An 11,384-nucleotide genomic window follows, 5' to 3' on the forward strand; every position below is an offset into this window, starting at 1 on the left:
CTACGGTTCGGTGACGCCGTTGTCAATTCATGGTTCGGGATGCGGATTGCGCATTGCAAACTGGCCCGATACAAGCCTGATAACACGCACTCTTCCCGCAGGATCTGACCCCATGGCATCGAATCTGGAAACTCTCGTCACGGTTTTCGGCGGCTCGGGGTTTTTGGGCCGGAATGTCGTCCGCGCGCTGTGCCGGCGGGATTACCGGGTCCGGGTCGCGGTGCGGCGGCCGGAACTAGCCGGATACCTCCAGCCCTCGGGCAAGGTCGGCCAGGTCCACACCATCCAGGCCAATCTGCGCTATCCGGCGTCGGTCGAGGCGGCGGTGCGTGATTCGCACATCGTCATCAATCTGGTCGGCATCCTCACCGAGGGCGGCGCCCAGACCTTCGACGCGGTCCAGGCCAAGGGCGCCGAGACCGTCGCCAAGGCGGCTGCCGCCGCCGGCGCCAGCCTGATTCATGTCTCGGCGATCGGCGCCGACGCCGAATCAGCCTCGCGCTATGCCAAGGCCAAGGCGGCCGGCGAAGCCGCGGTCCTGGCCGCGGTGCCGTCGGCCACGATCTTCCGCCCCTCCGTGATGTTCGGCCCCGAGGACCAGTTCACCAACCGCTTCGCCTCGCTGGCGCGGCTGTCGCCGGTGCTGCCGCTGATCGGCGGCGAAACCAGGATGCAGCCGGTCTATGTCGGCGACGTCGCCACCGCGATCGCGGATGCCGTCGACGGCAAGGCCAAGGCCGGCGCGACCTACGAGCTCGGCGGGCCGGAAGTGCTGAGCATGCGCGAGATCATCGAGGCCATCGTCGCCATTGCCGATCGCAAGCCGATGCTGGTGCCGCTGTCGTTCGGCCTCGCCCGCTTCCAGGCCAATTTCCTGCAATTCGCGCCGGGCGCGATGAAGCTGACGCCGGACCAGGTGACGCTGCTCGAGCGCGACAATGTCGTGTCGGACGCGGCGAAGACCGCCGGGCTGACGCTGGAAGGCCTCGGCATCACGGCCGATTCGCTGGAAGCGATCGCCCCGCAATATCTGTGGCGTTTCCGCCCGCAGGGCCAGTTCCAGCGCAAGAACGCGTGAGGGCTTCTTGCTTAACCTCGTTCCGCTTGCGGGGAGAGGTCGGATCGCCCCCGGCGATGCGAAGCATCGTCCGACGCGATCCGGGTGAGGGGGTACAGGTCTCTCGACGATTTCCCGTGCGGAGAGAGGCCCCTCACCCCAACCCTCTCCCCGTAAGAACGGGGCGAGGGAGCGCAGCGTCAATGCGGCGAGATCTCAAAACTTCAGCTTCTTGAAAACCGCCTCGGGCAGCGTCTTGATGATCAGCATCACGAGACGCCATTTGCCGCTGACATAGACGACGTCGGTCTTCTTCTCGACCGCGTTGAGGATCGCATCGCCCACGACAGGCGCGTCGACGGTGAGCGGGCCGATCAGCTTCATGCCTTCGGTCATCTTGGTGCGGACGAAACCGGGCTTCACGGTGACGACGTGGACACCGCCGCGGCTGGCGCGGGCGCGCAGGCCGGACAGGAAGGCGGAGAAGCCGGCTTTCGCCGAGCCGTAGACATAGTTCGAGGCGCGGCCGCGATCGCCGGCGACCGACGACACGCCGACGATCGTGCCATTGCCGCGGCCTAAAAACTTTTCCGCGAACAGGCCGAGGATCAGCGACGGGCCCTCGTAGTTCGAGCGCATGATGGTGGTGGCGTGCGCGAGATCGCTCTCGGCGTTCGGCTGCACGCCAAGCAGGCCGATGATCGAGACGACGACATCGGGCAACGCCGGAAGGCCTGCGACAAAGCCGTCGAACGAGGCGGTGTCGAGCACGTCGAAGACCAGCGTGCTCGCTTCGATATTGTAGCGCGCGCGCAGATCGGCGGCATCAGGCTCGAGCGCGGCGGCATCGCGGCCTGCGAGGCCGACATCGTAACCCGCCTTGGCAAAGGCGCGTGCCGCGGCGCGGCCGATATCGGAGGAGCCACCGAGCACCAGAACGGTCTTGCGTGACGTCACGGTTCAAACCTCATCGAACAGGCGTTGTGAAAGTTTCGAGCGGATATTTTGGGCGGGATCGAGCGATTTGCGGATCGCGTTGAAGCGCGCCAGCGCGGGGTAACCGGCCTCGAACGTCGCACGCGACTGGCGCGCATCCTTGGCGAGGTAAAGCCGTCCGCCGGCAGCGACGACGAGGCGGTCGATCTCGTCGAGGAAATTCAGGATGTCGCCCTTCACCGGGAAATCCAGCGCCAGCGTGTAGCCGGGCAGCGGAAACGACAACAGGCCGTCGCCATGGCCGAGCTTCTTCAGCACCGCCAGGAACGAGGCATCGCCGCGCTTCGCAACAAGATCGAGGATATCAGCGAGCACGGCGCGTGCACCTCTCTCCGGAATCACGCATTGATGCTGGAGGAAGCCGCGCCGTCCATAGATGCGATTCCAGTCGGCAATGCTGTCGAGCGGAAAGAAATACGGATAGAGCGAGACCACGTGGTCGCCGCCGGCGCGCCTCGCGCCCATGCGGTAATAGAGCTCGTTGAAAGCGCGGATGCTGGTGCGATTGAGCGTGATCGACGGCAGATCGATCGGCACCGCGAGCCCGGGATTTTTACCCACGGGAAAGCGATCGGCGCCCTCGGCAAGCTCGCTGGCCGCTGCGTGCTCGCCGAGATAGATCAGCGAACGGCCGAGATCGTTGCCGCGCGCCACGCAATCGATCCACGCCACCGAATAGGTCGCGGAGTCACCGGCCTCGAGCGCGCGCATCGCGGCATCGAGATCGGCCGCCGAAATCACGCGCTCGCGAATCCAGCCGGTCTCGACCGGGCGCAGTCGCATCGTGGCTTCGAGGATGATTCCGGTGAGGCCGATGCCACCGACGGTCGCGAAGAAGGCATCCGAATTCTGCTCGCGCGAGATCTCGATGGTCTCGCCCTGCCCGGTGCGGAGCAGGATGCTGTCGACATAGCGGCCGAAACCGCCCTCGCCATGATGGTTCTTGCCGTGCACGTCGGCAGCGATGGCGCCGCCGACCGAGACGAACCGCGTGCCCGGCACCACGAACGGCAGGAAGCCGCGCGGGCCGAAGGTATCGATCAGGTCGGACAGCAGCACACCGGCTTCCAGGCGGATGCGGCCTGTTGCCGAATCGAACGACCTGACCCGGTCGAACCCGGTCATCCCGATCGTCCTGACGGCACCGATCGCGGCATCGCCATAGGCGCGGCCGTTGCCGCGCGCCACGGAACCGGTCACCACGGCTTCGCCCACGGCCTCGAACGACCGCGGCCGCAGCACTTCGCTATCGACGACCGGGAAGCGCCCCCAGCCGCTGACGAGGGTCATCGTTCAGCTCCGCCCGCGGGCCATCCCGCTCCGGAAACTGCCTACCGGTCAAAAGCTGATATTGCGTTGAGGCGCATCAACAAAGGTTAATGGCCGAGCGCCAGTGCGATCAGGCCGAGCGTGCCGACGACGACGCGCCACCAGGCGAACACCGTGAAACCATGCCGGGTGACGTATCCGAGGAACGCCTTCACCACGATGATCGCGGTGATGAACGACACCGCGAAGCCGATCGCGACGATGCCCATGTGGTCCATCGTCATCTCGGAGCGGTTCTTGTAGAAATCGTAGGCGAACGCGCCGATCATGGTGGGGATGGCGAGGAAGAACGAGAACTCCGCCGCCGCGCGCTTGTCGGCCCCCAGGAACATTGCGGCGACGATGCTGGCGCCGGAGCGCGACACGCCCGGGATCATCGCGATGCACTGGGCGATGCCGATATAGAGATACATCAGCAGCGGAAATTTGGTGGCATCATGCTCGCGCGCCTTGAGCTCGAGCCGGTCGACCCACAACAGGATGGCGCCGCCGACGATCAGCGAGAAGCACACGACCCAGGGATTGAACAGCAGGCTCTTGATGTATTTGCCGGCGACGAGGCCGACGATCACGGCAGGCAGGAACGCCACCAGCACGCCGATCACGAAGCGGCGCGCATAGGCATCGCCCGTAAACATACCGATCGCGACGTCCCACAATTTCTTGAAATACAGCACGACGATCGCAAGGATCGCTCCGAGCTGGATCAGGACGGTAAACGAATCCCAGAAGGCGCCCTCGCCGAGGCCGAAGAAGCGTTCCGCAAGCAGCAGGTGGCCGGTCGAGGACACGGGAAGGAACTCGGTCACACCCTCGATGATGCCGAGGATCACTGCCCGTATTGTATCTGACATATTTACGGTCCATTTCCGCTGGAAAAGCGGGGTTCTTCTCGCCTATTCGTCCCTCGCTCGCAATCGCAAAATGCGCTAACGCGCCCTTGCCTCGCGGTTTTGAGGAACTAGTGTGGCGCCACACAAACATTGATGGATTCTTAAGCACCATCAAATAGTCAAAGGGTTCATGTTTACGCTGTTTCATCATCCGTTCTGTCCGCATTCGCGTTTCATCCGCCTGATCGCGGGCGAATACGGGCTCGAACTGAAGCTGACCGAGGAGCGCAGCTGGGAACGGCGCGAGGCATTTCTGCTGCTCAATGCGGCCGGCACGACGCCGGTGCTGGTGGACGACGAACAGCCGCCGATCCCCGGCGCGGCCATCATTGCCGAGTATCTCGATGAGGCCTATGGCGCCGAGATGGGCCCCAAGCGCCTGATGCCGGAGACGATCGCCGAGCGCGTCGAGGTGCGCCGGCTGATGGCCTGGTTCAACGAAAAATTCTTCGAGGAAGTCTCCCATCCGCTCGTCACCGAGCGCATCTACAAGCGCTTCATGAGCGAGGAGAATGGCGGCGGGCCGCCCTCGCCCGACGTGATGCGCGCCGCCAAGGCCAACGTGCGCTATCATCTCGCCTATATCGGCTGGCTGGCGCAGACGCGTAACTTCCTCGCCGGCGACCGGCTCAGCTACGCGGATCTCGCCGCCGCGGCGCATCTCTCGGCGATCGACTATCTGGGCGACGTGCCATGGAGCGAGGACGACGCAGCAAAGGCGTGGTACGCGCGGGTGAAATCCCGTCCGTCGTTCCGTCCGCTGCTGAGCGAATGGCTGGCGGGCGTGCCGGCGTCGCGGACCTACGTGGACCTGGATTTCTGAACTCCGATCCGACTGAACTGAAGGCGGCGCTGGCGCGCGAAGCGCGCGCGCTCGGCTTCGACTGCATCGGAATCACCGAGCCAGGCACGATCGAGAACGCCGGAAAACATTTCCTCGAATTCATCGCCTCCGGCGGCCATGGCGACATGGACTGGCTCGCGAGCCAGCCCGAGCGCCGGGTCGATCCGCGCGGGCTGTGGGCTGACGTGCGCAGCGTGATCATGCTCGGCGTCAATTACGGCCCCGACTCTGATCCGCTGAAAATCCTGGAGCAGCGCACGCGCGCCGCGATCTCGGTCTATGCGCAGGGCGACGACTATCACGACCTCATCAAGAAGCGGCTGAAGGCGCTGGCGCGCTGGCTGGTCGCGACCGCGCCGTCGGAGGTGAAGGTGTTCGTCGACACCGCGGCGGTGATGGAGAAGCCGCTGGCGCAAGCCGCCCATCTCGGCTGGCAGGGCAAGCACACCAATCTGGTCTCGCGCGGATTCGGTTCGTGGCTGTTTCTCGGCGCGATCTACACCACGCTCGACCTGCCGCGCGACGATGCCGAGATCGATCATTGCGGCTCGTGCCAGGCCTGCCTCGACATCTGCCCGACATCGGCGTTCCCCGCGCCCTACAAGCTCGATGCGCGGCGCTGCATCTCCTATCTCACCATCGAGAACAAGGGACCGATCCCGCACGAGTTTCGCAGGAGCATCGGCAACCGCATCTACGGCTGCGATGACTGTCTCGCCGCGTGCCCCTGGAACAAGTTTGCGCAGGAGGGACGTGAAGCAAAACTCTCTGCACGCGACGAGCTGCGTGCACCCGGTCTTGCTGAACTTTCACGGCTCGACGACGCCGCGTTTCGCGCGCTGTTCACGAAGTCGCCGGTGAAGCGCATCGGCCGCGATCGCTTTTTGCGCAACGTGCTGATCGCGATCGGCAACTCCGGCGACGCGGCGCTGGCCGAAGAGGCGCGGCGATTGCTCGATGATGCGAGCCCGCTGGTGCGCGGGGCTGCAGTGTGGGCGCTGGGGCAGTTGGTGGCGCGCGATGCGTTCGAAGTGCTTAGAACAAATGTCAGCGCTAACGAGCAAGACGAAAGCGTTCGTCAGGAGTGGCAAGCCGCTTCCTAATTTCCGGTGTCATGCCCCGGCTTGACCGGGGCATCCAGTACGCCGCGACGTATCGGCTCAATCACTGCTGCCTCTGGAATGCTGGATCGCCCGATCAAGTCGGGCGATGACAGCGGAGTGTGAGGCGCGCCCTTGATTTCCCCGCGCATTCCCGCAAAGTCGCGCATCATGACAACAACCATGCCTTTCTTCACCCGCGACGGCGATACATTCCATCCGACGGAAGTGGCCAATGGCCCCTGGGATCCGAAATCGCTGCACGGGCGCGTCATCATCGGCCTGCTGGGCTTTGCCATCGAGGAGCGCCATTCCGGGCCTGAATTCGTGCCGGCCCGGCTCACCGTCGATATGTACAAATTGCCGACGATCGACAAACCGATCGAGGTCAAGACGCGACTGGTGCGTGACGGCCTGCGCATCCGCGTGGTCGAGGCGGAATTCTTTTCCGGCGGCGTCAGCATGGCGCGGGCCTCGTGCCAGCTGTTGCGCAAAACGCAAAATCCCGACGGCAATGTCTGGTCGCCGCCGAACTGGGACGTGCCGAAGCCGTCGGACATTCCAAAGCCGACCGATCCCAGGCTCGGCATGAACGGCAAATGGACGACGCGGCCGATCGTCGGTCATATGGGTTCGTTGGGTGCGCGCCGGCTCTGGATGAGCGAGGTGCGCGAGCTCGTTGCTGGCATGCCGATGACCCCGTTCGTCCACGTCGCCACCGGCGCCGATTTCGCGAGCCCGTTTGCCAATGCCGGCGACAAGGGGCTCGGCTACATCAACAGCGACGTGACGATCTATCTGCATCGCCTGCCGGTGACGAACTGGATCGGCTTCGACGTGGTCAACCACCAGGCCACCGACGGTGTCGCGATCGGCGAATGCTGGCTCTATGACGAGCAGGGACCGATCGGCACCGCGACGGTGGCCGCGCTGGCGCAGCGCAAGCCGATGGCGAAACCGCCGCCGCCGTAGTTCGGAACAACAGACATCAGCGTCTCGCTCCGCTGCGCTCCCTCCCCCGCAAGGGGGGAGGGAATGAGAGAGCGGTGCATCACGCCAGATGCCGCTTCATCTCGTCCCGCGCCTTCAGCTCTGCGCCCTGCTTGCCGACGATCTTGGCAATCCGCTCCGGCGCGAATTTCAGATCGACGAACGCCGGCGCGGTGTTGGCGACCTCGTGATAGCTGACGATCTTGCCGTCGCGCAGCGTCATGATCGCGACGCCTTCGAACATCGCACGCGCGCCGCCTGCTTCCGGCAGGGTTGATTTGTAGCTGAAGGTGTAGCGCGCATAGAGCGTGGTGCCGTTGCTGACGGGATCATGCATGTCCCAGCGGAAATCCGTCGCCGTGCGATAGAAGAAATCATCGACCATCGCGGCGATCTTTTCGCGGCCCGCAAAGGCGCCGTAGAACACGTCGTGATAGACGCCGTCCTCGGTGAACAGGTCTGCAAAGGCGCGACCGTTGCGTTGTTCGACCGCATCGCAGAAGGCGCGCAGCATGGCGGCGGTGGTCATTGGCGTTTCTCCCTTCCATTCTCTGTCATGCCCCGGCTTGACCGGGGCATCCAGTACGCCGAGGCTTATCGGCTCTATCGCTGCTGCCTCTGGAATACTGGATCGCCCGATCAAGTCGGGCGATGACACCGAGTGCTTAGCGGCACTTCACCCGATCTCCGCCACCGCGGCAAGAATGCGCGCGATGTCCTGCGGGCGGGACAGGCGGTGATCGCCGTCCTGGATCATGGTCAACACGACATCGTCGGCGGGCAGGCGATGCGTCAGCGCGAACGCATGCTGCCACGGCACGTCAGGATCCTGGGCGCCTTGCAGGATGCGGACGGGGCAGCCGAGATCAATCGCGCTGCCGAGCACGAGATGGTTGCGTCCCTCCTCGATCAGCTTGCGCGTGATCGGATAGGGCGTGCCGTCACCATATTCGGACGGTCGCAGCCAAAACCCCTTGGTCTCGATCTCCTTCTTCACCTCGGGCGAAAAATTCTTCCACATCAGCTCTTCCGTGAAGTCGGGCGCCGGCGCGATCAGCACCAGGCCGGCGAGCGAGGCCTTTCCCGAGCGCTTCGTGATCTCGCGCGCGAGCAGCAGCGCCATCCAGCCGCCCATGGAGGAACCGATCAGGATTTGCGGGCCGGTGCAGAATCGCTCGAACACGGCGACGCTGTCCTCGAGCCAGCTTCCGATGGTTCCGTCGGCGAAATCGCCGCTGGATTCACCATGGCCGGAATAGTCGAACCGGACCGCGGCGCGGCCATGCTCGCCGGCCCAGCCGTCAAGCGCCACCGCCTTGCCGCCCTGCATGTCCGACTTGAAGCCGCCGAGCCAGACCACGCCGGGCCCTTGTCCGGCGCGGCGGCGCACCGCGATCCGGCGCGCCGACGGGCCCTCACCCACATCGATAAAATCAAGCACGGCATCTGGAATTGCTGAAGTCATGGAACGTTTACTCTGGCTGTGGGGTTTGAGCTGTCCGGGCGCATTCCGGGAAACAACCCTATATTGGTATTGTCCCTTTGGGACGCTTGCGGAACAGGTGCAAGGTGTCTATGTCGAGCACCGTGTCGATGGGCGTGACCAAAAAGCCTCGCATTTGAGGGTTTTTCGCTCCCTGCAGGAGCGAGTTGCTTGCCCGCAAACGCATCTTCCTGCAAAATAGCCGCTTCCTTTCACAACTTTGGAGAACTACCCATTCGCCGTCCCAATAGAGCCCCGGCGCCTGCCGCCAAAGACGGGCCGCGCATCAATGATGATATTCGCAATGCGCAGATCCAGCTGATCGATCAGACCGGTGACAACAAAGGCACCGTCGAGACGATGCTTGCCATCAAGATGGCCCAGGAAGCCGGCATGGATCTGGTCGAGATTTCGCCAAATGTCAGCCCTCCCGTCTGCAAGATCATGGACTACGGGAAGTATAAGTATTCCGCCCAGAAGAAAGCCGCCGAAGCCCGCAAGCGTCAGAAGACCGTCGAGATCAAGGAGATCAAGCTCCGCCCGATGATCGACGATCACGACTATGACGTGAAGATGCGCGCGATGCTGCGGTTCTTCGAGGAGGGCGACAAGGTCAAGATCACCCTGCGCTATCGCGGCCGCGAAATGGCGCACCAGGAGATCGGCACCAAGCTGCTGGACAAGATCAAGACCGACGTCGCCGAGCTCGCCAAGGTCGAGCAGGACGCCCGGTTCGAGGGTCGTCAGGTCGTCATGGTCCTGGCGCCGCGCTGAGCGCAGCTCTTCAGGACTGAGAGTTCAACGGCCCGTCCGGATCCCCGGCGGGCCGTTTTGTTGTCAGGTCCGCGTCGCCTGCCACGTGCCGCTGCACTGGTCTCCGGAAATGATGCCCCTCCAGGAGCCTGCACCCGCCGCACCGCCGAGCCTTCCACCGCCGGCGGCGTGCGAGGCGCCGACCGACACCTGGACCGCAACGGCGCCGCCACGATTGACCGTGCCGGACACCCGGCCGCCGCCGGCCGACGACACCCGGCTCCCGGTGACGGTGAAGGGGACGCTGTAGCCCGAGCTGCAATTGCCGCGGGTGGTGGCGAAAGTGACATTCCAGACACCGTCATAGCTGCGGATGCGGGCATCGGCCGTCGACGGAACGGCGGCAGCGGCAAGCACGGCGAACAGCGCCAGATGGCGCGGACGGGCGACGACAGACAAAAGCGATTGGGAAAAATGGGCCATTTTGGTCCTGCTCGAGTCACACGACTTGGACAAGGATGTAGTAACTCCGAATAGTCGGCGCCCGGGTTCGGGCGGTTCATCGTTGCCAATTCGCCCGTTCTCTGTCATAAGCCCGGCCTTCATCGCCCGGCTGATTAAGGGCTGCCGTGGCGGTGTTTCGTGCGGGTTTCGCGCTTGTTCGTAAAACCTGAGCACAATCAACGCTCTAACGAGCATTTTTGACGGCCAGCCGCCTTTGCGGGCGGAACTCTGTGGCCATTAGGAGAGCCAAATGCCCAAGCTGAAGACCAAATCGGGCGCTAAAAAGCGCTTCAAGGTGACTGCCACCGGCAAAGTGATGTTCGCCCATCGCGGCAAGCGTCACGGCATGATCAAGCGGACGAAGAAGCAGATCCGTCAGCTCCGCGGCACATCCGTGCTGTTCAAGACCGACGGCGACAACGTCAAGAAGTACTTCTTGCCGAACGCCTGATCGCGTCCAGCGATCGTCGAAGATCATTGCCATCCGCGCCGCGCCTTTCGCGGCGATCCCAAACCGAAGTCATCTCTGAAGGATTTTTGTCATGTCTCGCGTCAAACGCGGTGTGACCGCTCACGCCAAGCACAAGAAAGTCTACAAGGCCGCCAAGGGCTTCTACGGCCGCCGCAAGAACACCATCCGCGCCGCCAAGCCGGCCGTGGAGAAGGCCCAGCAGTACGCGTTCCGTGATCGCAAGCGCAAGAAGCGCACCTTCCGCGCTCTCTGGATCCAGCGTCTCAACGCTGCCGTCCGTCCGTTCGGCCTGACCTACAGCCGATTTATCGACGGTCTCGCCAAGTCGGGCATCACCGTGGACCGCAAGGTGCTGTCGGATCTCGCGATCCACGAGCCCGCGTCGTTCCAGGCGATCGCCGAGAAGGCCAAAGCCGCCCTCGCGGCGTAATACGGCAAGGCTGCTCTGGCGGCCTGAGGCTTGCGCTAGCGGGCCTTCGAGCCCACAGCCTTCAGCGCGCGTTGCGAGTAACGCTGGGCGACCTCCGCCCGGCAGAATGCCGTAAACGAGAGATACATGGTGCCGGACTTGTTCCGGTACTTGATATCGCATGCGTGCATCTCGCGCTTGTACGCCTGCGTTTGTGCGGCACTGAGGCCGGGCTTGAAGTCCGCCTCGCATTTCTTTTCGACGGCGGCGCCGAGCTGGACGTCGCCGCTAGCGGTCAGCTCGCAATCCCTGAAGACCTTCATCGCGCTCTCGCAGCTCTTCTGCGCGCTGATGGTGTCGGCGACCTCGTCCAGCGTCATGGATGTGTCCATGCAGACCATGGCGCGCGCCGGGGTGGCCGCGACCGACAGGACGATGGCCACGACGGCAAGGGAAGCGGCACGGCAGCATTTCGAAAGCATCGCAAAGGTCTCCTCGTATCCCCCTTGGTGCCCGGCCCCCGCGCGAGGTTCAACCCAGCTGGTCCCATGCCC

The 11,384-nt window shown here is 64.0% G+C and carries 15 protein-coding genes; 7 read left to right on the forward strand and 8 right to left on the reverse strand.

Going from position 1 to position 11,384, the window contains the following annotated elements; translation table 11 throughout:
• Nucleotides 1-112 precede the first annotated feature (112 nt).
• The gene (locus QA645_RS00925) at nt 113-1,078 is read left to right on the forward strand and encodes a complex I NDUFA9 subunit family protein (RefSeq protein WP_283047582.1); all 966 of its coding nucleotides are present in this window, start codon (nt 113-115) and stop codon (nt 1,076-1,078) included.
• A 195-nt stretch (nt 1,079-1,273) separates the two neighbouring features.
• On the opposite strand, the gene QA645_RS00930 is transcribed toward QA645_RS00925, so the two are convergent.
• The 3 genes from QA645_RS00930 to QA645_RS00940 form a co-directional block, all read right to left on the reverse strand.
• Nucleotides 1,274-2,014, reverse strand: coding sequence for an SDR family oxidoreductase (locus tag QA645_RS00930; protein WP_283047584.1), 741 nt, complete (start codon nt 2,012-2,014; stop codon nt 1,274-1,276).
• 3 nt (nt 2,015-2,017) lie between these two features.
• Complete coding sequence (locus QA645_RS00935; protein ID WP_283047586.1) at nt 2,018-3,343, reverse strand: FAD-binding oxidoreductase; 1,326 nt, start codon at nt 3,341-3,343, stop codon at nt 2,018-2,020.
• Nucleotides 3,344-3,429: 86 nt separating this feature from the next.
• Nucleotides 3,430-4,236, reverse strand: a complete 807-nt coding sequence (locus tag QA645_RS00940; protein ID WP_283047589.1) for an undecaprenyl-diphosphate phosphatase — start codon at nt 4,234-4,236, stop codon at nt 3,430-3,432.
• Nucleotides 4,237-4,405: 169 nt separating this feature from the next.
• Between QA645_RS00940 and QA645_RS00945 the strand changes: the two genes are divergently transcribed.
• Nucleotides 4,406-5,098 (forward strand): glutathione S-transferase family protein, encoded by a 693-nt coding sequence (locus QA645_RS00945; protein WP_254127313.1) that lies wholly within the window; start codon nt 4,406-4,408, stop codon nt 5,096-5,098.
• Entirely contained in the window at nt 5,047-6,222 is a 1,176-nt protein-coding gene (gene queG / locus QA645_RS00950; protein ID WP_283047591.1) for a tRNA epoxyqueuosine(34) reductase QueG, read from the forward strand. Before QA645_RS00945 ends, queG begins: the two co-directional genes overlap by 52 nt.
• Here the strand turns inward: queG and QA645_RS00955 are convergent.
• Nucleotides 6,219-6,404: a hypothetical protein gene (locus QA645_RS00955; RefSeq protein WP_283047593.1), complete on the reverse strand. Its 186-nt coding sequence runs from the start codon at nt 6,402-6,404 to the stop codon at nt 6,219-6,221. The genes queG and QA645_RS00955 overlap by 4 nt on opposite strands.
• Between QA645_RS00955 and QA645_RS00960 the strand changes: the two genes are divergently transcribed.
• Nucleotides 6,403-7,191, forward strand: a complete 789-nt coding sequence (locus QA645_RS00960) for an acyl-CoA thioesterase domain-containing protein (RefSeq protein WP_283047595.1) — start codon at nt 6,403-6,405, stop codon at nt 7,189-7,191. The genes QA645_RS00955 and QA645_RS00960 overlap by 2 nt on opposite strands.
• A gap of 79 nt (nt 7,192-7,270) precedes the next feature.
• On the opposite strand, the gene QA645_RS00965 is transcribed toward QA645_RS00960, so the two are convergent.
• Both QA645_RS00965 and QA645_RS00970 read right to left on the reverse strand, forming a co-directional pair.
• A complete protein-coding gene (locus QA645_RS00965) occupies nt 7,271-7,738 on the reverse strand; it encodes a nuclear transport factor 2 family protein (protein ID WP_283047597.1) in 468 nt (155 codons plus the stop codon).
• 147 nt (nt 7,739-7,885) lie between these two features.
• Nucleotides 7,886-8,674: an alpha/beta hydrolase gene (locus tag QA645_RS00970; protein WP_283047598.1), complete on the reverse strand. Its 789-nt coding sequence runs from the start codon at nt 8,672-8,674 to the stop codon at nt 7,886-7,888.
• A gap of 252 nt (nt 8,675-8,926) precedes the next feature.
• On the opposite strand from QA645_RS00970, the gene infC reads away from it, so the two are divergent.
• Nucleotides 8,927-9,466, forward strand: coding sequence for a translation initiation factor IF-3 (gene infC, locus QA645_RS00975; protein WP_148778009.1), 540 nt, complete (start codon nt 8,927-8,929; stop codon nt 9,464-9,466).
• A 63-nt stretch (nt 9,467-9,529) separates the two neighbouring features.
• On the opposite strand, the gene QA645_RS00980 is transcribed toward infC, so the two are convergent.
• On the reverse strand, nt 9,530-9,928 hold the full coding sequence (locus QA645_RS00980) for a hypothetical protein (RefSeq protein ID WP_283047600.1): 399 nt from the start codon (nt 9,926-9,928) through the stop codon (nt 9,530-9,532).
• 271 nt (nt 9,929-10,199) lie between these two features.
• Between QA645_RS00980 and rpmI the strand changes: the two genes are divergently transcribed.
• Nucleotides 10,200-10,400 carry a 50S ribosomal protein L35 gene (rpmI, locus tag QA645_RS00985; RefSeq protein ID WP_027535561.1) on the forward strand — a complete coding sequence of 67 codons (201 nt, stop codon included), beginning with the start codon at nt 10,200-10,202 and terminating at the stop codon, nt 10,398-10,400.
• A 91-nt stretch (nt 10,401-10,491) separates the two neighbouring features.
• On the forward strand, nt 10,492-10,851 hold the full coding sequence (rplT, locus tag QA645_RS00990) for a 50S ribosomal protein L20 (protein ID WP_014490867.1): 360 nt from the start codon (nt 10,492-10,494) through the stop codon (nt 10,849-10,851).
• Between the two features lie 35 nt (nt 10,852-10,886).
• Here the strand turns inward: rplT and QA645_RS00995 are convergent, their stop codons facing one another.
• Nucleotides 10,887-11,312 carry a hypothetical protein gene (locus QA645_RS00995; RefSeq protein WP_283047604.1) on the reverse strand — a complete coding sequence of 142 codons (426 nt, stop codon included), beginning with the start codon at nt 11,310-11,312 and terminating at the stop codon, nt 10,887-10,889.
• Nucleotides 11,313-11,384 lie beyond the last annotated feature (72 nt).

This window comes from Bradyrhizobium sp. CIAT3101 (genome assembly GCF_029714945.1).
In the GTDB taxonomy this organism is placed as follows: Bacteria; Pseudomonadota; Alphaproteobacteria; order Rhizobiales; family Xanthobacteraceae; genus Bradyrhizobium.

What these genes read in the sequence shown, in the direction of transcription:
- QA645_RS00945 (WP_254127313.1), top strand. Translation starts at nt 4,406, where the DNA reads ATGTTTACGCTGTTTCATCATCCGTTCTGTCCGCATTCGCGTTTCATC.
- QA645_RS00965 (WP_283047597.1), bottom strand. Translation starts at nt 7,738, where the DNA reads ATGACCACCGCCGCCATGCTGCGCGCCTTCTGCGATGCGGTCGAACAA.
- queG (WP_283047591.1), top strand. Translation starts at nt 5,047, where the DNA reads ATGGCTGGCGGGCGTGCCGGCGTCGCGGACCTACGTGGACCTGGATTT.
- QA645_RS00955 (WP_283047593.1), bottom strand. Translation starts at nt 6,404, where the DNA reads ATGGTTGTTGTCATGATGCGCGACTTTGCGGGAATGCGCGGGGAAATC.
- QA645_RS00960 (WP_283047595.1), top strand. Translation starts at nt 6,403, where the DNA reads ATGCCTTTCTTCACCCGCGACGGCGATACATTCCATCCGACGGAAGTG.
- QA645_RS00970 (WP_283047598.1), bottom strand. Translation starts at nt 8,674, where the DNA reads ATGACTTCAGCAATTCCAGATGCCGTGCTTGATTTTATCGATGTGGGT.
- QA645_RS00995 (WP_283047604.1), bottom strand. Translation starts at nt 11,312, where the DNA reads ATGCTTTCGAAATGCTGCCGTGCCGCTTCCCTTGCCGTCGTGGCCATC.
- rplT (WP_014490867.1), top strand. Translation starts at nt 10,492, where the DNA reads ATGTCTCGCGTCAAACGCGGTGTGACCGCTCACGCCAAGCACAAGAAA.
- QA645_RS00980 (WP_283047600.1), bottom strand. Translation starts at nt 9,928, where the DNA reads ATGGCCCATTTTTCCCAATCGCTTTTGTCTGTCGTCGCCCGTCCGCGC.
- QA645_RS00940 (WP_283047589.1), bottom strand. Translation starts at nt 4,236, where the DNA reads ATGTCAGATACAATACGGGCAGTGATCCTCGGCATCATCGAGGGTGTG.
- rpmI (WP_027535561.1), top strand. Translation starts at nt 10,200, where the DNA reads ATGCCCAAGCTGAAGACCAAATCGGGCGCTAAAAAGCGCTTCAAGGTG.
- QA645_RS00935 (WP_283047586.1), bottom strand. Translation starts at nt 3,343, where the DNA reads ATGACCCTCGTCAGCGGCTGGGGGCGCTTCCCGGTCGTCGATAGCGAA.
- QA645_RS00925 (WP_283047582.1), top strand. Translation starts at nt 113, where the DNA reads ATGGCATCGAATCTGGAAACTCTCGTCACGGTTTTCGGCGGCTCGGGG.